The 22,444-nt window shown below is 64.4% G+C and carries 22 protein-coding genes; 11 read left to right on the top strand and 11 right to left on the bottom strand.

Annotated elements, in window-relative coordinates; translation table 11 throughout:
* Nucleotides 1–5: 5 nt before the first annotated feature.
* The 6 genes from K5X80_RS03215 (at nucleotide 6) to ribA (ending at nucleotide 4,451) form a co-directional block, all read left to right on the top strand.
* On the top strand, nucleotides 6–677 hold the full coding sequence (locus K5X80_RS03215; RefSeq protein WP_261390611.1) for an RluA family pseudouridine synthase: 672 nt from the start codon (nucleotides 6–8) through the stop codon (nucleotides 675–677).
* A gap of 19 nt (nucleotides 678–696) precedes the next feature.
* Entirely contained in the window at nucleotides 697–1,107 is a 411-nt protein-coding gene (arfB, locus tag K5X80_RS03210) for an alternative ribosome rescue aminoacyl-tRNA hydrolase ArfB (protein ID WP_222560506.1), read from the top strand.
* A gap of 159 nt (nucleotides 1,108–1,266) precedes the next feature.
* A complete protein-coding gene (gene rpmG, locus K5X80_RS03205) occupies nucleotides 1,267–1,434 on the top strand; it encodes a 50S ribosomal protein L33 (RefSeq protein WP_222559417.1) in 168 nt (55 codons plus the stop codon).
* Between the two features lie 85 nt (nucleotides 1,435–1,519).
* The gene (locus K5X80_RS03200) at nucleotides 1,520–2,176 is read left to right on the top strand and encodes a LolA family protein (RefSeq protein ID WP_222559416.1); all 657 of its coding nucleotides are present in this window, start codon (nucleotides 1,520–1,522) and stop codon (nucleotides 2,174–2,176) included.
* Nucleotides 2,177–2,592: 416 nt separating this feature from the next.
* Nucleotides 2,593–3,384 (top strand): exodeoxyribonuclease III, encoded by a 792-nt coding sequence (locus tag K5X80_RS03195; RefSeq protein ID WP_222559415.1) that lies wholly within the window; start codon nucleotides 2,593–2,595, stop codon nucleotides 3,382–3,384.
* Nucleotides 3,333–4,451, top strand: coding sequence for a GTP cyclohydrolase II (gene ribA / locus K5X80_RS03190; protein WP_502778505.1), 1,119 nt, complete (start codon nucleotides 3,333–3,335; stop codon nucleotides 4,449–4,451). Before K5X80_RS03195 ends, ribA begins: the two co-directional genes overlap by 52 nt.
* 253 nt (nucleotides 4,452–4,704) lie before the next feature.
* On the opposite strand, the gene K5X80_RS03185 is transcribed toward ribA, so the two are convergent.
* Nucleotides 4,705–5,715, bottom strand: coding sequence for a right-handed parallel beta-helix repeat-containing protein (locus K5X80_RS03185; protein WP_222559413.1), 1,011 nt, complete (start codon nucleotides 5,713–5,715; stop codon nucleotides 4,705–4,707).
* Between the two features lie 181 nt (nucleotides 5,716–5,896).
* Between K5X80_RS03185 and K5X80_RS03180 the strand changes: the two genes are divergently transcribed.
* Nucleotides 5,897–6,067 carry a hypothetical protein gene (locus K5X80_RS03180; RefSeq protein WP_222559412.1) on the top strand — a complete coding sequence of 57 codons (171 nt, stop codon included), beginning with the start codon at nucleotides 5,897–5,899 and terminating at the stop codon, nucleotides 6,065–6,067.
* A gap of 50 nt (nucleotides 6,068–6,117) precedes the next feature.
* On the opposite strand, the gene metH is transcribed toward K5X80_RS03180, so the two are convergent.
* The 4 genes from metH to K5X80_RS03165 are packed head-to-tail and all read right to left on the bottom strand — an operon-like array spanning nucleotide 6,118 to nucleotide 11,815.
* Nucleotides 6,118–8,724 (bottom strand): methionine synthase, encoded by a 2,607-nt coding sequence (metH, locus tag K5X80_RS03175; RefSeq protein ID WP_283249216.1) that lies wholly within the window; start codon nucleotides 8,722–8,724, stop codon nucleotides 6,118–6,120.
* Between the two features lie 57 nt (nucleotides 8,725–8,781).
* Nucleotides 8,782–9,849, bottom strand: coding sequence for a homocysteine S-methyltransferase family protein (locus tag K5X80_RS17180; protein WP_283249215.1), 1,068 nt, complete (start codon nucleotides 9,847–9,849; stop codon nucleotides 8,782–8,784).
* Nucleotides 9,846–10,769: a methylenetetrahydrofolate reductase [NAD(P)H] gene (gene metF, locus K5X80_RS03170; protein ID WP_222559411.1), complete on the bottom strand. Its 924-nt coding sequence runs from the start codon at nucleotides 10,767–10,769 to the stop codon at nucleotides 9,846–9,848. The genes K5X80_RS17180 and metF overlap by 4 nt, the downstream gene beginning before the upstream one ends.
* Before the next feature lie 29 nt (nucleotides 10,770–10,798).
* Nucleotides 10,799–11,815: an ArsR/SmtB family transcription factor gene (locus K5X80_RS03165; protein WP_222559410.1), complete on the bottom strand. Its 1,017-nt coding sequence runs from the start codon at nucleotides 11,813–11,815 to the stop codon at nucleotides 10,799–10,801.
* A 130-nt stretch (nucleotides 11,816–11,945) separates the two neighbouring features.
* On the opposite strand from K5X80_RS03165, the gene K5X80_RS03160 reads away from it, so the two are divergent.
* A complete protein-coding gene (locus K5X80_RS03160) occupies nucleotides 11,946–12,260 on the top strand; it encodes a hypothetical protein (RefSeq protein ID WP_222559409.1) in 315 nt (104 codons plus the stop codon).
* Between the two features lie 105 nt (nucleotides 12,261–12,365).
* Entirely contained in the window at nucleotides 12,366–12,599 is a 234-nt protein-coding gene (locus K5X80_RS03155) for a hypothetical protein (RefSeq protein ID WP_222559408.1), read from the top strand.
* Between the two features lie 75 nt (nucleotides 12,600–12,674).
* Here the strand turns inward: K5X80_RS03155 and K5X80_RS03150 are convergent, their stop codons facing one another.
* The 4 genes from K5X80_RS03150 to K5X80_RS03135 all read right to left on the bottom strand — a co-directional run bounded on the left by K5X80_RS03150 (nucleotide 12,675) and on the right by K5X80_RS03135 (nucleotide 17,893).
* Entirely contained in the window at nucleotides 12,675–12,950 is a 276-nt protein-coding gene (locus K5X80_RS03150; protein ID WP_222559407.1) for a hypothetical protein, read from the bottom strand.
* Between the two features lie 82 nt (nucleotides 12,951–13,032).
* A complete protein-coding gene (locus K5X80_RS03145; protein ID WP_222559406.1) occupies nucleotides 13,033–13,842 on the bottom strand; it encodes an undecaprenyl-diphosphate phosphatase in 810 nt (269 codons plus the stop codon).
* Between the two features lie 76 nt (nucleotides 13,843–13,918).
* Nucleotides 13,919–16,102 carry a M13 family metallopeptidase gene (locus K5X80_RS03140; RefSeq protein ID WP_222559405.1) on the bottom strand — a complete coding sequence of 728 codons (2,184 nt, stop codon included), beginning with the start codon at nucleotides 16,100–16,102 and terminating at the stop codon, nucleotides 13,919–13,921.
* Nucleotides 16,103–16,165: 63 nt separating this feature from the next.
* Entirely contained in the window at nucleotides 16,166–17,893 is a 1,728-nt protein-coding gene (locus tag K5X80_RS03135) for an ABC transporter transmembrane domain-containing protein (RefSeq protein WP_283249269.1), read from the bottom strand.
* 328 nt (nucleotides 17,894–18,221) lie between these two features.
* On the opposite strand from K5X80_RS03135, the gene K5X80_RS03130 reads away from it, so the two are divergent.
* Nucleotides 18,222–19,466, top strand: coding sequence for a polyhydroxyalkanoate depolymerase (locus tag K5X80_RS03130; RefSeq protein ID WP_283249268.1), 1,245 nt, complete (start codon nucleotides 18,222–18,224; stop codon nucleotides 19,464–19,466).
* A gap of 72 nt (nucleotides 19,467–19,538) precedes the next feature.
* Here the strand turns inward: K5X80_RS03130 and K5X80_RS03125 are convergent, their stop codons facing one another.
* Together K5X80_RS03125 and K5X80_RS03120 are read right to left on the bottom strand one after the other, a co-directional pair.
* Nucleotides 19,539–20,927, bottom strand: coding sequence for a putative O-glycosylation ligase, exosortase A system-associated (locus tag K5X80_RS03125; RefSeq protein ID WP_222559402.1), 1,389 nt, complete (start codon nucleotides 20,925–20,927; stop codon nucleotides 19,539–19,541).
* Nucleotides 20,920–21,087 (bottom strand): hypothetical protein, encoded by a 168-nt coding sequence (locus K5X80_RS03120; RefSeq protein WP_222559401.1) that lies wholly within the window; start codon nucleotides 21,085–21,087, stop codon nucleotides 20,920–20,922. The genes K5X80_RS03125 and K5X80_RS03120 overlap by 8 nt, the downstream gene beginning before the upstream one ends.
* Nucleotides 21,088–21,179: 92 nt before the next feature.
* Here K5X80_RS03120 and K5X80_RS03115 point away from each other — a divergent pair, with 92 nt between their 5' ends.
* Nucleotides 21,180–22,418, top strand: a complete 1,239-nt coding sequence (locus K5X80_RS03115; RefSeq protein WP_222559400.1) for a TIGR04063 family PEP-CTERM/XrtA system glycosyltransferase — start codon at nucleotides 21,180–21,182, stop codon at nucleotides 22,416–22,418.
* The last annotated feature ends 26 nt before the right edge of the window (nucleotides 22,419–22,444 follow it).

The raw sequence follows: 22,444 nt of genomic DNA, 5'->3' as shown, positions 1-22,444 counted from the left end.
ACCTTATGTCCCGCATCCTGTTCGAAGACGGCGAAGCGCTGGTGATCGACAAACCGGGCGGCCTGCCCATCGAACGCCCGCGCAAGGGCGGCGCCAGTCTGGAAGACCATCTGGAAGCGCTCAAGCTCGGCTTCCAGCGCCCGCCTGCCCCCGCACACCGGATCGACACCGACACGTCCGGCTGCCTGCTGCTGGCCCGCAATCCGCGCGCGCTGAAACGCTTTGCCGCCGCGTTCGAAGCGCGGCAGGTGGAAAAGGTCTATATCGGCCTCGTCGCGGGTGAAGTGGCATCGGAGGAAGGGACGATCGAATTGTCCCTTTCCAAGATCAGTTCGGCCAGCGGGGGCTGGAAAATGATCCCGGCGAAGAAGGGCAAGCCTTCCATCACCCACTGGCGGCGGCTGGCGGTGCACCGGGGGCTGACAGCTGTGGAGTTCCGCCCGCTGACCGGGCGCACCCACCAGATTCGCGTCCATGCGGCGGCGGGCCTCGGCCACGCGCTGCTGGGTGATCCGGTCTATGGCCGGGCCGATCCGCGCGCCGGGCGCACCATGCTCCACGCCCGCGCGCTGTCCCTTCCCCGCGACGGCAAGCCGCCGATTACCGCCGTGGCACCCCTGCCCGCCGATTTCCTTGCGCTGGGAATCGCGCTGGACGGGGCCGACGCCCCGGCATGAGGCCGGAAATGAGGCAGGCGTGAGCGAGAACAGCGCCGTGCCCCGCGCGCTGGCGCTGGCGGAAGAAAGCTTCATCGCCTCTTCCGGCCCCGGCGGGCAGAACGTCAACAAGGTGGCCACCGCCGTGCAATTGCGGCTGGATGTCTTCGCGCTGCGCCTGCCGCCGCCGGTGTTCCACCGGTTGAAAGCGCTGGCGGGCAGCAGGATGACCGCGCGGGGCGAAATCGTGCTGACCGCGCGCACCCACCGCACGCAGGAAGCGAATCGGGCCGAAGCCCGCGCGCGCCTGGCCGATCTGATCGCCAAGGCGGAAATCACGCCCGCCAAGCGCAAGAAGTCGCAATTGAACCGTGTGGGCAAGCAGAAACGGCTCGACGGCAAGAAAATCCGCGGCACGGTGAAAGCCAATCGCGGCAAAGTGGACTGGTAGAGCCGCAGGGCCGCAGACGAAACTGCGATCAGGGTCACCCTCGCTTGACTTTTCCCCCGGCCTGTCGCAATGGCCCGGCCCTGTAGGGGCGGTGCCGCGTGCGCCGCTTTCATATTTTTTCGGCCACAGACCGGCCTTACAGGAATTTAGGAATACGCCATGGCGAAGCCCGCAACCGTCAAGATCAAGCTGGTCTCCACCGCCGACACCGGCTTCTTCTACGTGACCAAGAAAAATCCGCGCAACATCACGGAAAAGCTCACTTTCCGTAAGTACGATCCGGTTGCGCGCAAGCACGTGGAATTCAAGGAAGCCAAGATCAAGTAAGGACCTTCACCGGGTTCACACCAAGTTCAAGCCCGCTACATTAGTGCTTTTCCGCATTCGTAGCGCAAAGGGCATGAACGACTTGATGACATCTTCGAACAGGCTGATTCGCTGGGCCATGGCGGCACTGACCGCCGTGGCCGTTCCCGCTGCAACGCTTGTCGCGCCGCCGCTGGCCGCGCAGACGGCGCAAAGCGGCGATCTCGACCGCGCGGTGAGCGCCTTGCGCGCCATTTCCACCATGCAGGCCAATTTCGTCCAGACCGATCGCAGCGGGCAGAGCATTTCGGGCGTGCTGACGCTGAAGCGGCCGGGCAAGATTCGATTCGAATATGAAAAGAGCGTGCCGATGCTGATCGTCAGCGACGGCAAGGCTCTGACCATGATCGATTACGAAGTCCGGCAGGTCCAGCGCTGGCCGATCAAGAACAGCCCGCTGGGCGCGCTGCTCGATCCCAGCCGCGATGTCGCCCGCTATGGCAAGCTGGTTCCCACCGGCAATCCGGGCGTCGTCAGCATCGAAGTGCGCGATCCCAAGCGCCCCGAATACGGCCGCATCACGCTGATTTTCATGCGCGATGGCAGCGCGCCGGGCGGCATGGAACTGGTCAGCTGGGTCGCGCTCGATTCGCAGAACAAGCGCACCACGATCCGCCTTTCGAATCAGCGCTACGGCATGGCGGTGGCGGACAGCACGTTTACCTATCGCGATCCCCGCCGCACGGGTCGTCGCACAGGGTAAACGGGCGGTCGCGGCAATGTGCAGGCGATACGGCAAAACGTGAATGCCTGTTCATAGAAGAGCAAGCCTCCTTACCCTATCTATAGTCCCACAAGGCGGATCGAGGCGGGTTTCCCCCCTGTTGCCCTAGCCTCTTCCCCAAGACCGCCTTGGTAGCGTGACGAACGCTCGAACGAACCCTCGCCCCTATTTGCCCCCGGGGCGAGGGTTTACGTTTTTCGGGGATTGCCCCGCTCTCCGCTCCTCTCCAGCTTGTCGAACGCGTGCCGGGCGGTGGAAGCCGGAGTTCGGCCGACCTGCTGCCAGCAGCCATCGCCCAGTTCCCACTTTTGCGTCCGATGCTCGTTCTCTCGCCGCATCGCTTTTTGCGCAAAACCGGTTCCCACTTTTGCGCGCGATGCTCTAAAGCCCTGTCCATGGTCACCATTGCCACTTGGAATATCAATTCGGTCCGGTTGCGGATCGATCAGGTCGAACGCTTTCTCACCGAACAGGCGCCCGATGTGTTGTGCCTGCAGGAAATCAAGGTCGCGGAGACCCTGTTCCCGCACGATATGTTCGAACGGCTGGGCTACACCCATCGCGCCGTGCACGGGCAGAAGGGCTATCACGGCGTGGCCACGGTCAGCCGCATCCCCTTGCGCGAATACAGCCGCAACGACTGGCAGGACAACGGCGAAGCCCGCCATGTGGGTGTCGAACTGCTCGGCCCCGGGCAGGGGATGGTGCTGGAAAACGTCTATATCCCGGCGGGCGGCGACATTCCCGATCGCACGGTCAATCCCAAGTTCGGGCAGAAGCTGGATTTCATCGAACGGATGACGCGGTGGTCCGAAAAGCTAGATCGGCCGACGCTGCTGGTCGGCGATTTCAACATCGCCCCGCTGGAATGCGACGTCTACAGCCACAAGGCGCTGCTCAAAGTCGTCAGCCACACTCCGGTCGAAGTCGAAACGCTGGGCCGCCTCGCCGATGCGCACGGCTGGGTCGATCTCGGGCGCAAGCATATCCCCGCGCCGGAACGGAATTACTCGTGGTGGAGCTATCGCTCCTACTGGCGGCAGAAGGATCAGGGCCGCAGGCTCGACCATATGTGGGCCTCGCCCGATCTCGCCGCGCAGTCCATCGCCCACCGCTTCGTCGAGGAAACCCGGCGGTGGGACCAGCCGAGCGACCACATACCGTTGATCACGGATTTCACTCTGTGAGCATCACGCCGCCCAGCGGCGCCCGCCGCGTGGCGCAGGCGATCGATGCGCTGCGCCACGGCTGGCCGCTGGCCATGGAACAGGGCCCGGTGCTGCTGCCGGTGGAAACCGCTATCGCCACCGGGGCCGAAGCGGGCGAAATGCTGATTTCCGCCGCCCGCGCGGCCACGCTCAAGCTCGCCAACCAGCGCGAGGCGGCAGAGCTCCATGCCCCGGTGCTGATCCGGGGCGCGGAACCGTTCACGCTGGCCAGCGCGCGGCCGATCGCGGACCCGGCGCTCGATCTCGGCAATCCGCTCAAAGGGCCGTTCCTGGCCGAAACGCTCGCCTGGCGAGACACGGCGACGGCGGCGATGGAACTGGCCCGGCTGGCCGGGGTGCTGCCCGCGTTCCTGGTCGATCCGGCCGGTGCGGGCGAAGCGCAGCCGGTGGCCGCCGGCGATCTCGCCGCGTGGAAGGATACCGCCCGCCTCACTATCGCCACCCGTGCGCGCCTGCCGGTGGCGGCCTGCGAATCGGCCGAAATCGTCGCTTTCCGCAGCGCCGACGATCTGCGCGAACATGTCGCGCTGGTCATCGGGCAGCAATCGGCCGACCGTGCGCCGCTGGTCCGGCTTCATTCCGAATGCCTGACGGGGGATATCCTCGGCAGTCTGAAATGCGATTGCGGGCCGCAACTCGATGCCGCGCTGCGCGCCATGGCGGCAGAGGCGGAGCAGGGCGGCTGGGGCGTGCTGCTGTACTTGCGGCAGGAAGGGCGCGGGATCGGGCTGATCAACAAGCTGCGCGCCTATCGCCTGCAGGATCAGGGCTTCGACACGGTGGACGCCAACCGCCGGCTGGGCCTGCCCGATGAAGCGCGCGATTTCCCCGTCGCGGCGCGGATGCTCGCGCTGCTGGGGGTCAATGCCATCCGGCTGATGACGAACAATCCGGCCAAAGTCGATGCGCTGGCGGCCGAAGGGGTGGCGATTGCCGAACGCGTTCCCCACGAGTTGCCGCCCAATCCGCACAACGCCCACTATCTGGCGACCAAGCGCGACCGTTCGGGGCACTTGCTGAAATAAGGCGCGATCAGGCGACCCCGCCACGCTGGCGGCCGCCAACCGGTTGCCCTCTCTCCTACCTTCGTTTTCCTACACGGCTGCAATCTGCCATGCAGGGCCGGTGCGGGGTCGCCTGCCAATCATCGATCAACGCCATTGCCCATCTAGAAGGGGAGACCCGCGAAAAGTCACACCGAATAGGCACAACTCTTTCAATTAAAAAGAAAATCCCGGAATCCCAACCGCGTTCTGCGTCAACCTGCAAGGGCCGGAATCAGCGCTTTTCGAACCGCTTGATGCCCGGCCCCAGCGTGTTCTGGCCGATCTCCAGCCGGTTGCCCGACCAGTCGGCGACGAAAACCGTGCTCCACGGCACTTTGGGCGCGAGACGGGCATCGTTGCCCGCGATCACCAACCCGTCGGAGCTGTTCTTGCGCTCCTCTGCGGCCACAGCGATGAGCGCCGAATGGTTCTCGTGATCGGGGCCCTGCACGAACCAGTTGTTGGTGATCTGCCCGGTGGAACCCATCGGCAGATCGATCAGGTAATTGCTCCACCGCCCCTGCGAATCGTCGAAGCTGTTGCTGGCGATTTCCACCCGCGCCGCACGGCTCTTGAGGTAGTGGCCCCCCGCCCCGCGCTCGAACCGGCTGCGGGTTACCCGCAGCGAACCGTATTCGCCGACATAGATCGCGTGCGAACAGCCGCCCGAATAGGCGCAGGTGCCGAGATTGGTGAACGTCGATTTGTCGATCACGATCCGGCCCCTAGGGTCCGCCGCGGTGAGAATGCCTTCCTGGCTGTCCTTGAACCAGCTTTGCGCGACAGTGAGATGACCCTTTTCCAGCCGGATGCCCGCGCCGTTGCCATCGGACGATTTCATATTCTGGAACGTGATGCCCGATACGGCGGCATTATAGCCGCGCAGCACCAGCGCCGCCTTGTCTTCGCACACCGTGCCATCGAAAATCACCTGCCCCGGCTGCGCGGCGGAATAGGTGACATCGCCCGCTGTCTGCACCGCGCAATCGGCATAGCGGCCCGGCGCAATCGTGATCGTTCCGGTGCCGCCGCCGATGGCGTTCACCGCATCCTGCAACCGGGCAAAGCCGCGCCCCGTTTCCTTGACGGTGTAGGGATCGCCGCGCGTCTGCGCGATCAGTTCCTGCGCGGGAATCGCCGCCACGGCCACGGCCGCCAGGCAAGGGGCCAGCAGAGCGAGGCGCGCCGGACGATGGGGCCAGACCGAACGGCGGGGCGGAGAAACGGGATCGGGCGTCATCATGGCGCGATAGTATCACGCAAATTGCGGCACGCATGGCCCAATTCCGGGCCGGAATCCCACAGTGGCACATCCTCCGGCCGCCCGTTCGGGCGGATATTTCACCATGCGGCGGACCATTTTGACCGCAATCAATTTTTCTGGCCCCGTCCTGGCTTTATCTCTCCGCTTGGAGGAGAGGCGAATGATTCCCACCCGCTACGATTACTATCGCCGCCGGGCCCGCGAACACCGCGATCTGGCGCAGGGCGCCGCCAGCACGGAACAGCGTGCGATGCACGAGAAGCTGGTCAGCGCCTATGGCGAACTGGCGCGCAAATACCGCACCCGGCAGACGCTCAGCCTGAGACTCTAGGCCGGAACGCCTCATCCCGCACGGCGCGGCATAGCGGCGCGCGGACCGCCTCAGTCGAGATTCGGCCTCAGCCAGCGTTCCGCCGCCGCCAGATCGATACCGCGCCGCCCGGCATAATCTTCCAACTGATCGTGCCCGATCCGCGCCACACCGAAATACTGGCTTTCGGGATGGCCGAAATAGAAGCCCGAGACGGCCGAGGTCGGCAACATCGCCTGGCTTTCGGTCAGCGTGATCCCCGCATTGGTCCCCGCGTCCAGCAGATCGAACAGGATCGGCTTCAAGCTGTGATCGGGGCAGGCGGGATAGCCCGGCGCGGGGCGGATGCCGCGATATTCTTCGCGGATCAGCGCCTCGTTGGTGAACTGCTCGTCCGGCGCATAGCCCCACAGCACCATGCGGACATGCTGATGCAGCCGTTCGGCGAACGCTTCGGCGAACCGGTCGGCCAGCGCTTTCAGTAGGATATCCGAATAGTCGTCGTGGTTTTCCTTGAACCGGGCGAGATGCGGCTCGATCCCGTGGATGCCGACAGCGAACCCGCCCAGCCAGTCGCCCGCCGGATCGATGAAATCGGCCAGACAGAAATTGGCCCGGCCCCGGCTTTTGGGGAACTGCTGGCGGAGGAACGGCAGGCGGACATCGCCATCGGTGAGAATCACGTCATCCCCGTCCCGGCGGCACGGCCAGAACGCGGCGACACCGCGCGCGGTCAGCCACTTTTCCTCGACGATGCGGGCCAGCATCGCCTGCGCATCGGCATAGAGGCTGCGCGCGCTTTCGCCCACCACCTCGTCCTGAAGGATCGCGGGGTACGTGCCCGCCAGTTCCCATGCGCGGAAGAACGGCGTCCAGTCGAAGCATTCGACCAGATCGGTAAGGTCCCAGTCGTCGAACCGGTGCAGCCCCGGCTGCGCGGGCGCGGCGGGCTTGTCGGCAAAATCTGGCGTGAAAGCGTTGGCCCGCGCTTCGGCCAGCGTGAGCAGCTTGGTCTGCCCCTTGCCTTCGCGCGCTTCGCGGATCTTCGCATATTCCGCCGCCGTGTTTTCAACGATGCCGTCGCGCTGCGTATCCGAGAGAAGCTGCGAGGCCACGCCCACCGCGCGGCTGGCGTCGAGCACATGGATCACCGGCCCGGTATAGGCCGGATCGATCCGCAGCGCGGTGTGGACCTTGCTGGTGGTCGCCCCGCCGATCAGCAGCGGGATATCCATCCCGGCGCGCTGCATTTCCTCGCCCACAGTCACCATCTCATCGAGCGAAGGGGTGATGAGGCCGGACAGGCCGATGATGTCGGCATCGTTCTCGTTCGCGGCATCGAGAATCGTCGACCACGGCACCATGACGCCCAGATCGATCACTTCGTAGCCGTTGCACTGCAACACCACGCCGACGATGTTCTTGCCGATATCGTGCACGTCGCCTTTCACGGTCGCCATCACGATCCGGCCCTTGGCCTTGGCGCCTTCTTCCTTTTCCGCTTCGATGAAGGGGATCAGGTGGGCCACCGCCTTCTTCATCACGCGCGCGGATTTGACGACTTGCGGCAGGAACATCTTGCCGCTGCCGAACAGATCGCCCACCGTGTTCATCCCGCCCATCAACGGGCCTTCGATCACTTCGATGGGGCGGCCGCCCCTGGCCGCGATATCCTGCCGCGCTTCTTCGGTATCGTCGACGATATGGAGGTCGATGCCCTTGACCAGCGCATGCTCCAGCCGCCGCACAACATCCCAGCCGCGCCATTCCTCGGCGGCTTTCTCGGCCGCCTTGTCCTGCCCCTTGAAGCTTTCGGCGAGTTCGATCAGCCGCTCGGTCGCATCGGGGCGGCGCATCAGGATCACGTCCTCGCACGCATCGCGCAGCGCGGGATCGATGGTGTCGTAAACGTCGAGCTGCCCGGCATTGACAATCGCCATGTCGAGCCCGGCGGGAATGGCGTAGTAGAGGAACACCGAGTGCATCGCCCGGCGCACCGGCTCGTTCCCCCGGAAGCTGAAGGACAGATTCGACAGGCCGCCCGAAAAGTGCACATGCGGGCAGGCTTCGCGGATTTCCTTGACCGCTTCGATGAAATCGAGCGCGTACCGATCGTGCTCCTCGATCCCCGTTGCCACGGCGAAGACGTTGGGATCGAAAATAATATCCTCGGGCGGGAAGCCGATACCCGTCAGCAACTTGTAGGCGCGGTTGCAGATTTCGACCTTGCGCTCCTTGGTGTCGGCCTGGCCGGTCTCGTCGAACGCCATGACCACCACCGCCGCGCCATAGGCCATGCACTTGCGCGCCTGTTCGAGGAACGGACCTTCGCCTTCCTTCATGCTGATCGAGTTCACGATCGGCTTGCCCGAAACGCATTTGAGCCCGGCTTCGATCACTTCCCACTTAGAACTGTCGATCATCACCGGCACCCGGGCGATATCGGGCTCCGCCGCGATCAGCTTGAGGAACGTGGTCATCGCCTCGACCGCATCGAGCAGCCCTTCGTCCATGTTGACGTCGATAATCTGCGCGCCGTTCTCGACCTGCTGCCGGGCGACTTCGACCGCAGCGGTATAGTCGCCCGCCATGATCAGCTTCTTGAACCTGGCCGATCCGGTGACGTTGGTGCGTTCGCCGATATTGACGAAGCGGGAGGAGGAAAGAGTCGAGGACATGGATTTTCTCGTTGGATCAGCGGCCATACGCCGCAGGCAGCAGGAAAGCGCGGCGGCTCAGGCCGCCATGATGAAGGGCTCCAGCCCGGCCAGGCGCGTCTTGACCGTGGTTTGCGGCACTGCGCGGCCCGCTTCGCCCGCCACCATTTTCGCGATGGCGCCGATATGCGCCGGCGTGGTGCCGCAGCACCCCCCCACCATGTTGACCAGCCCTTCACCCACCCATTCGCGGATCAGTTCCGCCGTGCGTTCGGGCAGTTCGTCATACTGGCCCAGTTCATTGGGCAGGCCCGCGTTGGGATAGGCGAGGATCAGCGCATCGCAATCCTTGGCCAATTCGGTAAGATAAGGCCGCATCTTGTCCGCCCCGAAAGCGCAGTTGATGCCGATCGTCAGCGGCTTCAGATGGCGCAGGGCATACCAGAATGCGGTGACGGTATGGCCGGACAGATTGCGCCCGCTCATATCGGTGATGGTGAAGCTCATCATCAGCGGCACCTCGCGCCCGGCGGCTTCCGCCGCTTCGCGCGCGGCCAGCCCGGCGACCTTGGCGTTCAACGTGTCGAAGCAGGTTTCGACCAGCAGGAAATCCACCCCGCCTTCGATCAGCGCATCGCACTGTTCGCGGTAGGTCGCTTTCAATTCATCGAACGTCACTTCTCGGAAGCCGGGGTCGTTCACATCGGGCGAGAGCGAAAGCGTCTTGTTCGTCGGCCCGATCGAACCGGTGACGAAACGGCGCTTGCCATCCCTCGCAGTCGCCGCATCGCACGCCTCACGCGCCAGCTTCGCGGCGGCCAGATTGATCTCGCGCACCAGATGTTCGCAGCCGTAATCGGCCATGGCGATCCGGGTGGAACTGAACGTGTTGGTCTCGATCATGTCCGCGCCCGCATCGCAATAGGCGGTATGGATCGCGGCGATTACATCGGGCCGGGTGAGACACAGCAGATCGTTGTTGCCCTTCTGGTCCTTCGCCAGATCGAGCCCGCCGCGATAATCCGCCTCGGTCAGCCCATATTTCTGAATCGCGGTGCCATAACCGCCATCGAACACGAGAATCCGTTCGGCAGCGGCAGCGCGAAACGCCTGTTCGGCGTCGCTGGTCGGTCCGGCAATGGTCATGCGGCATTCTCCTGTACAGCCGGAACGGGGCCAGGTCTAAGGCCCAGAAGCTGGCAGATGGCATAAGCCTGTTCCGCCCGGTTGAGCGTGTAGAAATGAAAATCGCGCACCCCGCCCGCATAGAGGCGGCGGCACTGTTCGGCGGCCACCACCGCCGAGACCAACGCGCGCGGGCCGGGGCGATCGTCGAGCCCGGCGAACATCGCTTCCATCCACGCGGGGATTTCGGTGTTGGCCGACATCCGGCGGATCGCGTCGAAATTGGTCACCGGCATGATCCCGGGCAGGATCGGCGCAGTGATCCCCGCCGCCAGCGCTTTGTCGAGGAAGCGGAAATAGGCGTCGTTCTCAAAAAAGAACTGCGTGATCGCGCGGGTCGCCCCGGCATCGAGCTTGCGCCTGAGATTGTCGAGATCGGCTTCGGCGCTCACCGCTTCGGGGTGCATTTCGGGATAGGCGGCAACCGAAATCTCGAAATCGTGGCGCGCGCGCAGACCGGCAACGAGATCCGCCGCGCCGGTATAGCCCTGCGGGTGGGGCACGAAACGCCCGCCATCGCCCGGCGGTGGATCGCCCCGCAAGGCGACGATATGGCGCACGCCCGCATCCCAGTATTGATCGGCGATTTCGGCGATCTCGTCCTTGCTGGCGGCGACGCAGGTGAGATGCGCGGCGGGCACGAGAGCGGTTTCCTGCACGATCCGGCTGACCGTGGCATGCGTGCGTTCGCGCGTCGATCCGCCCGCGCCATACGTCACCGAAACGAAGCTCGGGTCCAATGGGGCCAGTTGGGTGATCGCATCCCACAGCTGCGCTTCCATCTTCTCGCTCTTGGGCGGGAAGAATTCGAAAGACACAGCGATATCGCCCGGCAGATCGGCAAACAGTGGCGCTTCGGGCAGCGGGTGGCTTGAGGACATGGAAACAGCGTCTTTCACGGGTGGATCGATTATAAGGACAGCGAGGGAATTTGGGCAGAGCCGGATGGCATGGGTTGCTTGCGCGCCGATAGCGCGCCGCGCGTAGCAGTCCAGACCTTGATTGTCAGGTCGCCGCCATCCAGCGTGCGCGGCACATGCGGCGCGAAGCCCGCTTCGGCCAGCATGTGGGCCATCGCTTCGTCCGCGAAACCAAGCCGGGCATGGGCATGGACATCGCGCAGTTCCTCCCGCCCGTGGGGGGCAAGATCGACGATCGCGATGCGCCCACCGGGGCGCGTCACCCGGGCGGCCTCGTCCAGCGCGCGTTCGGGCATCTGCGCATAATGCAGCACCTGATGCAGCGTCACCGTGTCGAACACGGCATCGGCAAACGGCAGAGCGGTGAAATCGCCCTGCACCAGTTCCACCCGTTCGGGCGGGAAATCCTGCAGGCGCGCCCGGGCCAGAGCCAGCATGTCATGGCTGCGGTCGAGCGCGGTGACATGGGCCGCGCGGGCGAACAGCAGTTCGGCAATCCGGCCCGTGCCCGTGCCGATATCGAGCAGTACGCCGAGATCGCCGCCCAGCGCCAGGCACAGTTCCTGTTCCACCCGCACCGGATCGCACAGCAGATCGCGCAACTGGTCCCATTCCACCGCACGCGCCGCGAAATAGTCTGCCGCACGCGCCGCACGCGCCGCGCGGATGGCTGCCAGCCGCGCCCGGTCCGCCGCGCACTGGGCGGCAAACGCGCTGTCATCCTGTTCGGCGGCGGACAGCAGCGCGGCAGTGGTGGCGGCCAATGCGCTGCCCGGCGCGGAGCCGTGCCCATTCAACCGGCTGCGCACATAGACCCAGCTTCCTTCGCGGTGCCGTTCGGCCAGCCCGGCATCGCAGAGAATCTTCACATGGCGGGAAATGCGCGGCTGGCTTTGCCCCAAGACCTGCACGATCTCCCCCACCGCCAGTTCCATACTGGCAAGCAGACGCATGATCCGCAGGCGGCTGGGATCGGAAAGAGCGCGGAGGAGCGATTCAATCTGCATTGGCGATTATATATAAAGATAACTTTATATCTGCAAGTCGAATTGAGTTTGCGCGATGCGAATCCCTGCGTTAGCATCGCGCGCCTTGCCGTCCGAGAGGCGGCCATGATGCCATTGAAGAGGGATACTGATGAAAAAGATCGTTTATGCCGCGCTCGCTTCCGTCACCGTTCTGGCGCTGTCCGCGTGCGGCAGCTCGGACAAGGCCTCGGAAGATGCACAGGCCGACACGGTCGAAATGCCGGCGGACGAAGCGATGACCGAAAACGTCCAGGAACCGGCGGCTGACCCGAATGCGACCACCGACGCCGCACAGGCACCGGCAGATGCAACCGCCGAAAAGACGGACGAAACCGCCGAAGCCACCGATCCGACGGAAGCCGCCGGCGCCGCAGCCGCAGCTGCGGCCGCCGACGCCGCCGCTGCTGGCGCTGCTGCCGAATAAGGCGTTTTTCCGGTTTGGCCCTCGGCCGGGCACGGAAACAGGAAGCGGGTGCAACCTTCGGGTTCGCCCGCTTTTCTTGTGCGCCACGTAGACTATGATGGGCCGATGCAACACCGCCACCCTACCGCCCTTATCGCTTTTGCCATTCTCACCACCGCGCTGACCGCAGCCTGCGGCGATGCCGACAACGAGCCCGGTCCGGGCGGAGTAAGCATCGGGGAAGCGCGGGCGCTGGATGAAGCGGCGAAAATGATCGAAAGCCGCTATCCGCCCGCCAAACCCGCCACCACTGCGGATCAAAAGCGGGATGACACGGAAAAACCCGCGACACCGCAATAGCTGCGATCACACGATATTCCGGAGGATTACCGGAAGCGCTTCGAGATTGAAGACAGGAACAGTGCCCGGCGCCTTTTACCGGATCGCCCGGGTGCTCGCGATATGGAACACTGCCAGCGCACCGCAGGCCGTGCCGAACGAAAGCACTAGCGTGGCCATGCCGTACATGCCGAGCAGGGGATTGGCACCGCCGATCATCGGGCACAGGATCATGCCGCCCACCACGGCCCCAACCATGCCCACGGCAAGGTTGGTGGCGATTTCATAAGAGTCGTCGACCTGCCGGACGACGGATACCAGCCACCCGAGGGCCGCCCCCGTCACCACCAGCAGTATCACGGCCATCGCCATTCGCATTCTCCTTGCTTCGGAAAAACACGGTGGCGTCAAAAGTTCCGCGCCAAGGGCGCATAACATAGGATATGTTGCGTTTTTACCGCAGGGTCAGCCAACCCACCGCAAAAATACCCAGCACGATGCGATACCAGGCGAAAGGCGCGAAGCCCGAGCGGCTGACATAGGCGACGAACGCACGGATCACCGCCAGCGCGACGAAGAACGACACGGTGAAGCCGATGCCCAGTTCGCTCCAGCCCACACCTTCGCCGCTGGTAAGCTGGTGCCCCTTGTCGAGCAGTTCGAGCGTGGAGGCGCCGATCATCGTCGGCACGGCGAGAAAGAAAGAAAATTCCGCCGCCGTCTTGCGGTTGATGCCCATGGCCAGCGCGCCCATGATCGTCGCGCCCGAACGGCTGACCCCAGGGATCATCGCACAACACTGCGCCAGACCCACGCCCAGCGCCTGCCGCATCGGCAAGTCGGCCACTTCGACATAATCGCCCGTCTTGGCGACCTTTTCGATGGCGAGGATCGCGATCCCACCCGCGATCAGCGCCCAGGCCACCACCGACGGGCTGCCCAGCATGATGTCGATATAGTCCTTCAGCGCCAGCCCCAATACCGCCGAGGGCAGGAACGCCAGCAGGATATTGCGCAGGAAAGCCAGGCCCTGCGCTTCGAGCCGGAGCACCCCCATCCCGGCCCGCCAGAATGTGCCCCAATACTGCACCACGACCGCCAGGATTGCGCCGAGCTGGATCACCACGTTGAACATCGCCCATTGCTTGGCGTCGTAACCGAACAGTTCGGTGGCTAGAATCAGGTGCCCGGTGGAAGACACCGGAACGAATTCCGTCAGCCCTTCGACGATGCCAAGCAGGATAGCGGTAAGCGTGGTGTCCATGAATCAGCCAATATTGGAGGGGAATAGGTGCGGGTAAGGCATGCGGGGAACGGGCCCGGAAAGAGGGACAGGCCCGTTACCAGATATGCACGCGCTGTTCGGGCGGGAGATAGAGCGCATCGCCCGGCTGGACGTTGAATGCCTTGTACCAGGCATCCATGTTCCGCACGACGCCGTTGACGCGATATTGCTCCGGCGAATGGGGATCGGTCATCAACTGCTGACGCAGCGCATCGGGCCGGCTGGTCGAACGCCAGACCTGTGCCCAGGCGAGGAAGAAGCGCTGATCGCCGGTCAACCCGTCAATCACCGGGGCCTCCTTGCCGTTCAGCGACATACGATAGGCGCGATAGGCAAGGCTGAGCCCGCCGAGATCGCCAATGTTCTCGCCCAATGTCAGTTCGCCGTTGACGCACATCTTGCCATCATCGATCGGGCAATAGCCCGCATATTGCTTGACAAGCTTCTGCCCCAGTTCCTTGAACGCAGCCATATCCTTGGGCGTCCACCAGTCACGCAGCATCCCCGTGCCATCGGACTTGGCACCCTGATCGTCGAAACCATGGCCGATTTCGTGGCCGATGACCGCCCCGATCGCGCCATAGTTGACCGCCGGATCGGCCGATGCGTTGAAGAACGGCGGTTGGAGGATCGCCGCCGGGAACACGATCTCGTTGACCGAGGGGTTGTAGTAGGCGTTGACCGTCTGCGGCAGCATGAACCATTCGCTGCGATCCACCGGGCCGCCCAGCCGCGAAAGATCGTATTGCCAGCTCCACGCCGACGCCGCGACGCCGTTTTCCAGCGGATTGACCGGGCTGATCGTGAGCCCGTCATAAGTCTTGAACTTGTCGGGATATCCGATCTTGGTGGTGAACAGATCGAGCTTCGCCTGCGCTTCCTTCTTGGTTTCCGCGCTCATCCAGTCGTTGTCGGCCAGGCTCTGCGCCAGCGCCTTGCGCAGATTGCCGACCAGCGCATCCATTTCCGCCTTGTTCTCCGGCGGGAAATAGCGCGCGACATATTCGCGGCCCAAGGCTTCGCCCAACTGGCCCTCGGTCGCGCTGATGGCCCGTTTCCAACGCGGGCGCTGTTCTTCCTGCCCGCGCAGGGTCTTGCCGTAGAATTCGAACGAAGCCTGATCGATATCGCGCGGCAGCACATCCGCGCTGCCGGACAGGAAACGGGCCGCGCTCCACGCCTGTAGCGTCGCTACCGGCGTTTCCGGCAGCAGCTTGAGCATCGCGGGCAATCCGCCGCCGATCTTGCCCAGCGTCGCGGCGTCGAGACCCAGCCGTTTCGCTTCTTCCGCCGTCGGCGGCAGTTGCGGGACAAGAAATTCCTGCACTTTGCCGAGGCCCGCCGCATCCAGCATCGTCTGCAACGGGAAACCGCCGGTCATCGCATCGACTTCGGCCCGGGCCAGCTTGTGATAAGTCAGATCGCGATTGCGCGAAACCGCCCGGTCCCAAGCCAGTTCGGCGAACCGGTATTCCAGCGCGTAGACCGCCGCGGCCGCTTCCTCGGGCTTCTGATAGCCCGCCTTGCCGAGCAGAAAGGCGAGGAACGTGCGGTATTTGTCCTGAATCTCGCGCGATTTGGGATCGGTCTTGAGATAGTAATCCCGATCAGGCAGCCCGAGCCCGCCGGCACCGAGCCCCACCGCATAGCTGTCGGGCTTTTTCTCGTCGACTTCGATCCATGCCCCCAGGGGGGACGGGAAACCCGGCTTGCCGAACAGTTCGGCCAGCTTGGCCAGACTGTCCGCGGCGGCGATTTGTGCAAGATAGGGCCGCGCCGGGGCAAGCCCCGCCGCATCGATCGCATCCTGATTGAGATACGCGTTATAGGCGTCGACGATTTTCCGGTCGAGCGAGCCCGGCTTGTGCTTTTTGGCGACCAGTTCATCCACCAGGGCGCGGACATCGTGCTGCGATTTCTCGCCCAGCATGGTGAAGGCGCCGTAACGGCTGAATTCCGCCGGAATCGGATTGTTCGCGATCCATTTCGCGTTGACGTGGCCGAAGAAATCGTCCCCCGGGCGGATCGCCGGATCGATCTGGGTCAGATCGATGCCCCAGGTGCCGAATGTCATCCGCGGAACGGCGTCCTTGTTCGCTTCCGCCTTGTTCGGATCGGATTTGCCGCTTCCCGAAGTTTTCGCAGCGGCCCCTTCCTGGGCGGCAGAGGCGGCGGCGGGGACAAGCGAAACGAGGACAAGCGCGGTGCAACAAGCCCTGAGCAAGGCATTCTGGATCATGACGGGCCCCTCATCCAAAGGAAACGCTGAACCGCGCATGAAGCCGGATGCGCGGCCCGGCTTTCACGCCGGTATTCCCTGAAACTGCAGATTGGCCAGCCGCGCGTAAAGCCCATTTGCGGCGATCAGTTCGCCGTGACGCCCTTGCTCGACGATCTGGCCGCCTTCCATCACCACGATCCGGTCGGCGGCGCGCACGGTGGCCAGGCGGTGCGCGATGACCAGCGTGGTGCGATCGCGCATCAGGCGGTCGAGCGCCTGCTGCACCAGCCGCTCGCTTTCCGCGTCGAGCGCGCTGGTCGCCTCGTCCAGCAGCAGCACCGGGGCATCGCGCAGCAGCGCGCGGGCAATGGCGATACGCTGGCGCTGGCCGCCCGAAAGGCGCGCGCCACCTTCACCAAGGAATGTGTCGAGCCCTTGCGGCAGAGCCCTGAGGAAGCTTTCGGCATTGGCCGCGTGCGCCGCGTCCCAGATCGCATCGTCGCTCGCATCCCAGTTTCCGTAGCGCAGATTGTCGCGTGCGCTGGCGGCGAACAGCACCCCTTCCTGCGGAACATAGGCGATGCGGCGGCGGATTTCGGCCGGATCGGCGCTGGTCAGGGGCACCCCGTCCAGCCGCACCGTGCCACCCTGCGGATCGTAGAACCGTTCGGCAAGCTGGAACAGCGTGGATTTGCCCGCGCCCGATGGGCCGACGATGGCCACCGTTTCCCCCGGTTCGATCACCAGCGAGAAATCCTTGAGCGCGGCGGTTTCCAGCCGCGTGGGATAGCGGAACGTGACATTCTGGAACGCCAGGCTGCCGCGCGGCGGCACCGGCAGATCCTGCGGCCGGGCGGGCGGCGCGATATCGGGCTTCATGTGCAGCAGTTCGCTCAACCGGCTGGCCGCCCCTGCCCCGCGCAGCAGATCGCCCCACACTTCGGTCAGCGCGCCAAACGCGCCCGCCACGAGGCCGCCGGTAATCACGAACGCGGCAATCGTGCCGCCGGTGATCGTTCCTTCGGCAACCCCCACGGCGCCGCGCCACATCAGCAGGGTGATTGCCCCGAAGACCATGAAAATGATGATCGCGGTCATCACCGCACGAATCAGGATGCGCCGCCGGGCGGTGGCGAAAGTTCGCTCCACCGCACCCGCGAACCGTTCGCTCTCGCGCGCTTCCTGGTTGAAGGCCTGGACGATCTTCATCGCCCCCAGCAATTCCGACACGATCGCGCCGATATCGGCCACCCGGTCCTGGCTGGTGCGGGCGACGGATCGCAATCGGCTGCCGAACAGGCGCAGCGGCACCACCACCAGCGGGATCAGAATCAGCAGCCCGGCGGCCAGTTGCGGCAGAAGCACGAACAGATAGGCCGTGCCCCCGATGGCGATGATCAGATTGCGCAACGCCACCGAAACGGTGGTGCCCACCACCTGTTCGATCAGCGTGGTGTCCGCCGTCATCCGCGAGGCGATTTCGCTGGGGCTGTTTTCCTCGAAGAAGGCGGGGGCAAGGCGGAGCAGATTGGCCTGCACCTTGAGCCGGATATCGGCCACCACCCGTTCGCCCAGCCACGATACGAAATAGAACCGGCAGGCCGTGCCGATGGCCAGGACCGCCACGATGATCAGCAGGTACTGGAACCAGCGCCAGATATCCGCCGGATCGCCCCCGGCACCGAAGCCCCGGTCAATGATCAGGCGAAAGCCGGAAGGAATGGCCAGCGTCGCGGCGGCGGTGATGCACAAGGCCACGCCCGCCAGCGCCAGTTTCCCCGGATAGGCCAGCGCCGCCTGCCACACCATTTTCAGGGGCCCGAGATCGCGCGATGGCGGGGGTGCGGCCACCGCGTCCCCTTCTGCCGCGGGGTTTTCCACCGCAGGATCGCGCCGGGTCCGGGCGAAAAGCCCGCGACGTGGCGTTTTAGGCAGATTTCGCGCTGAATCCATCGTAGGCGCCAGTAAGGCCGCGCGCCCCGATAGGCAACGCCCTAAGCGTGGCCGGGACCGTTTCAGGCACAGAAAAATCGGACCTGGGGACAGAAATCGCATTCTGCTGCATTGCAACACCGGCAAATTCAATGCAGAATGTCACGAATCTGGCAACGACCGGATCATGCAGGGGAATCAGCTTTTGCTCTATAACCTCTACGAACTGCAGCGCGCGTATTTCAACGGCGCCAGTGCGATCGCCTCGATCGGGGCCGAACTGCTCACCAATCCTTCCAATCCGCTGGGCTATGTCGGGGTAGGGCGCGTGGCGGCGGCGGCGCTGGATGTGTTCGCCCACGCGGCCGCGCCGCGCGGCAAACCGGCGTTCGGCATTCACCATGTCACCGTGGATGGCCAGGAATATCCGGTCAGCGAACAGGTGGTGCATACCAAGCCGTTCGGATCGTTGCTCCGCTTCCGCCATCCGGGCCTGCCGGCCAACGCCCAGAAGCTGCTGATCGTCGCCCCGATGAGCGGGCATTACGCCACGCTCCTGCGCGGCACTGTCGAACGGATGCTCGAACGAGCGGAAGTCTATATCACCGACTGGGCCGATGCCCGCACGGTGCCGCTGTCCGAAGGCCGGTTCGATCTCGACGACTACATCGACTATGTGATCGAATTCCTCGAATTCCTCGGGCCCGGCACCCACATGATGGCGGTGTGCCAGCCTTCCGTTCCCGCTCTGGCCGCCACAGCGATCATGGGTGCGGACGGTAACCCCTGCCGCCCCGCCAGCTTGACGATGATGGGCGGCCCGATCGACACCCGCGCTTCGCCGACCGTGGTCAACACGCTGGCCAAGGAACGCCCGCTGGCGTGGTTCCGCAACAACGTGATCGCCACCGTGCCGGTGCATTACCCGGGCGGCGGGCGGCGGGTCTATCCCGGCTTCCTCCAGCTTGCCAGTTTCATGTCGATGAATCTCGGCAACCATCTGATGAGCCATTACGAGATGTTCAAGCATCTCGTGGCCGGGGAAGCGGAAAGCGCCGCCGCGACCAAGACTTTCTACGACGAATACCGTTCGGTCTGCGACATGACCGCGGAATTCTACCTCCAGACTGTGGAGCATGTGTTCCAGCGTCATTCGCTGCCCAAGGGCGAACTGTACCATCGGGGCAAAAAGATCGACCTCGGCAAGATCACCCACACGGCGATCCTCGCGGTCGAGGGGGAACGTGACGATATTTCCGGGCTCGGCCAGACCAGGGCTGCGCTCGATCTGGCGGTCAATCTGCCCGCCGCCAGGAAGAAATACCACATGGCCAAGACAGTGGGCCATTACGGCATTTTCAACGGCAGCCGCTGGCGCAATCAGATCGCCCCGATTGTCGAAGACTGGATGCAGACGCATGCACAGCGGGCGCTGAAAGCCGTCGCCTGAACGCCTGCTTCGGGCCGGGGAAGCGTTTCGTTTCCCGGCCCGCTATTCCCCGTTGCCTTTAGCGGTTGGTCTTCAAGGACTATCCTGCGGAAGCACGACGGTGCGCGAAAGCGCCCGTTCCCGCCGGTCACGCCCGTTGCGGATAGCCGTGCGCCGCAAATCGCCGCGACATTGGGCCCACAGGCCGCATTGCAGGCCGACGATCACGAACATGAATGGCTGGAACGCGATCCCCACGAACAGCGCCCCCACCAGATAGATGATCTGGCTTTGCTGCAGCGCCCCGGCCAGTGTGGCATACCAGCGCAGCCGCTCGTCCTCACTGCCTTTCCAGCGCCGCCAGATCCGTTCCATCTGCAACAGGCCCAGCGCATGGAGCGTAATCCAGAGGAAAAAGCCCGGCCAGCCCTGCTCACCCAGCATTTCGAAATAGCTCGAATGGTAGGCGCGGCCCTGCTCCGTCACTTCCTGCTTCTCCACCACGGTGGTGTTACCATCGCTGACGGTTGAACTGGTTTGGTAATCGACACTGCTCCCGCGATAAGCATCGAATCCGCCGCCCAGAGGGTGATCCTTCACATAACCCAGCGTCCATTTCCACACCGCGATCCGGGTCGAGGCGGACTGATCGGCTTTATGGTCCTTGATCGTTTCCATGCGCGCGGTGAAGCTGTCGGGCAGGAACGGCACCGCCACCATCAGCGCGATCCCGGCAGCAGCGAAATAGAAAAACCGGTTGCGTACGCTGCGCAGCAGCAAAATCGCCAGCGCGCCAACACACAACAGCCCGGTGCGCGCCTGCGTGCCCACCGGTATCAGCAGGCAAGCGAAAATCAGCGCCCCGGCGAACAGGCGCACGCGCCAGTCCGGCGGAAAGATCGTGCCGTTGCGGCTGAGCCAGAGAATCAGCGGAATGATGCAGATCGCCGCGGTGGACAGAATCGATCCTTCGTAAAGCCCGCTGTCATCGCTGACCGAAAAGATCGAGAGCGTGCCATAGCCGCCGCCGCCGCCCAGTGTTTTGATCCCGCCGTTGATCGCGATCGCGCCCACTGTCAGCACCATCGTCAGCGCAACCGCTTCCAGCCGCAGGCGGGTGGTCAGCGTCAAGGGCAGGAAAATGGCGAAGACCATCGCTTTCCATACCCAGGACCATTTGTCGTGTGCGGCGTCGGGAAAATCGGCCCAGGTCAGAGACAGCGCGCAATAGAGCAGCAGCGCGAGCAACAGCCCCTGCCGGGCGCCGAAGCGGCTGCCCACCTTGTTGTCCAGCGCGATCCATCCGCCGAAAACGGCGGCGAACGTTAGCAGCGACAGGGGAATCGAGGGCAACAGAGCCCAACCGAGCCGCTGCGGCGCGAACAGGTCGACGTAGATATAGGCCACCACCCACAGGAACGGCCGTTTGAAACCGAGCACGATCAGCCCGGCCCAGAAGCCGAGCAAGGCCAGTTCAAGCATCGCCCTGCCCCGTCTGGCCGCCGCTTTCCGCTATCCCGTCAGGGCGCGCCGGCCGCTTGCGCCGCGCGATTGGATTATCCAGATCGCCGCGCAGCATAAGCCGCCAGGCAGCGAGCGCCAGCAGGGCATGCGTCAATCCGATGGTGAAATAGTCGATCAAGCGGGTATTCCCCGGTATCCAGCAGGAAGACACCGCCTAGCAACCTCTGGTTGACGGCACGTTAAGGTTATCATGAGAAGACCGGCCACGCCATGACGCGTATTCTTCATATCCTGGATCACTCGCTCCCGCTGCATAGCGGCTATACCTTCCGCACCCGCGCCATCATGAAGGCACAGCAGGCCGCCGGACTGGAGGTGCGGGGCATCACCGGTCTGCGCCATATCGCGCCCCGGCCTGCCGCCGGAGCGCCCGAGACGGTGGAGGGGCTGACTTTCCATCGGACGGCGGGCACGGCGCGAGGTCCCGCGGGGCTGCGGGAATGGAACGAGATCACCCTGCTGGCCGCCGCGATCGATAGGCTGTGCGATAGCTGGCAACCCGATATCCTCCACGCCCATTCCCCCGCGCTCGACGGCATGGCTGCGCTGCGGATTGCGCGCAAGCGCGGCATCCCACTGGTTTACGAGATCCGCGCCTTCTGGGAAGACGCCGCCGTGGGCAACGGCACCGGGCGCGAAGGTTCGATCAAGTATCGCCTGACCCGGGCACTGGAAAACCGCGTGGTTGCAGGGGCCGATTGCGTGATGACCATCTGCCATGGCCTGCGCGACGATCTGATCGCGCGCGGGTTCGAACCGGGGCGGATCGGGATCATGCCCAACGGCGTCGATCTCGATCTGTTCGGCACCCCCGCCCCGCGCGACGCCGCACTGGCCCGCGAACTGGGCCTTGGCGAAGGGCCGGTGATCGGCTTCATCGGCAGCTTCTACGATTATGAGGGGATCGACGATCTGATCGATGCCATGCCGCTGATTCTCGCCAGCCACGCGGATGCGCGGCTGCTGCTGGTTGGCGGGGGCCCTATGGCCGAAATGCTCAAGCGGCGAGCGGATGCCTCCCCCGCCCGGGAAGCGATTCGCTTTGTCGGCCGCGTGCCGCATGATCAGGTTGAACGTTATTATGCGCTGGCCGACATCATGGCCTATCCGCGCAAGGCCAGCCGCCTGACCGAACTGGTCACGCCGCTCAAGCCGCTGGAAGCCATGGTCCAGGGCAAACTGGTGGCAGCATCCGATGTCGGCGGCCACCGCGAACTGATGACCCACGGGGAAACCGGCACGCTGTTCGCCCCCGACAATCCGCAAGACTGCGCCGCCGCACTCTGTGCGCTGCTGGCCGAGCGCGGTGAATGGGCGGCTTTGCGGGAACGGGCCCAGCAGCACGTGCGGCAGCGGCATGACTGGGCGCGGAATGTCCGCCGTTATGAAGACGTTTACCAGACGCTGCTAACCGATCGTGGAGCACCGCCCTGCTCCGCCACCGCCTGACCGGGCGATTCGGCGGAAACGGGAAA

The sequence above is a fragment of the Caenibius sp. WL genome (assembly GCF_019803445.1).
Classification (GTDB): domain Bacteria; phylum Pseudomonadota; class Alphaproteobacteria; order Sphingomonadales; family Sphingomonadaceae; genus Caenibius.
The sequence above is the reverse complement of the archived record's forward strand: the minus strand, read 5'-3'. Positions and strand labels throughout refer to the sequence as shown.

Bases quoted from the DNA above. Each gene is read 5' to 3' on its own strand.
- K5X80_RS03135 (WP_283249269.1), bottom strand. From the start codon at position 17,893: ATGGTGTGGCAGGCGGCGCTGGCCTATCCGGGGAAACTGGCGCTGGCG.
- K5X80_RS03200 (WP_222559416.1), top strand. From the start codon at position 1,520: ATGACATCTTCGAACAGGCTGATTCGCTGGGCCATGGCGGCACTGACC.
- metF (WP_222559411.1), bottom strand. From the start codon at position 10,769: ATGTCCTCAAGCCACCCGCTGCCCGAAGCGCCACTGTTTGCCGATCTG.
- K5X80_RS03125 (WP_222559402.1), bottom strand. From the start codon at position 20,927: ATGCTTGAACTGGCCTTGCTCGGCTTCTGGGCCGGGCTGATCGTGCTC.
- K5X80_RS03195 (WP_222559415.1), top strand. From the start codon at position 2,593: ATGGTCACCATTGCCACTTGGAATATCAATTCGGTCCGGTTGCGGATC.
- rpmG (WP_222559417.1), top strand. From the start codon at position 1,267: ATGGCGAAGCCCGCAACCGTCAAGATCAAGCTGGTCTCCACCGCCGAC.
- K5X80_RS03150 (WP_222559407.1), bottom strand. From the start codon at position 12,950: ATGGCGATGGCCGTGATACTGCTGGTGGTGACGGGGGCGGCCCTCGGG.
- K5X80_RS03145 (WP_222559406.1), bottom strand. From the start codon at position 13,842: ATGGACACCACGCTTACCGCTATCCTGCTTGGCATCGTCGAAGGGCTG.
- K5X80_RS03155 (WP_222559408.1), top strand. From the start codon at position 12,366: ATGCAACACCGCCACCCTACCGCCCTTATCGCTTTTGCCATTCTCACC.
- K5X80_RS03140 (WP_222559405.1), bottom strand. From the start codon at position 16,102: ATGATCCAGAATGCCTTGCTCAGGGCTTGTTGCACCGCGCTTGTCCTC.
- K5X80_RS03180 (WP_222559412.1), top strand. From the start codon at position 5,897: ATGATTCCCACCCGCTACGATTACTATCGCCGCCGGGCCCGCGAACAC.
- K5X80_RS03115 (WP_222559400.1), top strand. From the start codon at position 21,180: ATGACGCGTATTCTTCATATCCTGGATCACTCGCTCCCGCTGCATAGC.
- K5X80_RS03160 (WP_222559409.1), top strand. From the start codon at position 11,946: ATGAAAAAGATCGTTTATGCCGCGCTCGCTTCCGTCACCGTTCTGGCG.
- K5X80_RS03165 (WP_222559410.1), bottom strand. From the start codon at position 11,815: ATGCAGATTGAATCGCTCCTCCGCGCTCTTTCCGATCCCAGCCGCCTG.
- K5X80_RS03215 (WP_261390611.1), top strand. From the start codon at position 6: ATGTCCCGCATCCTGTTCGAAGACGGCGAAGCGCTGGTGATCGACAAA.
- metH (WP_283249216.1), bottom strand. From the start codon at position 8,724: ATGTCCTCGACTCTTTCCTCCTCCCGCTTCGTCAATATCGGCGAACGC.
- K5X80_RS03185 (WP_222559413.1), bottom strand. From the start codon at position 5,715: ATGATGACGCCCGATCCCGTTTCTCCGCCCCGCCGTTCGGTCTGGCCC.
- K5X80_RS17180 (WP_283249215.1), bottom strand. From the start codon at position 9,849: ATGACCATTGCCGGACCGACCAGCGACGCCGAACAGGCGTTTCGCGCT.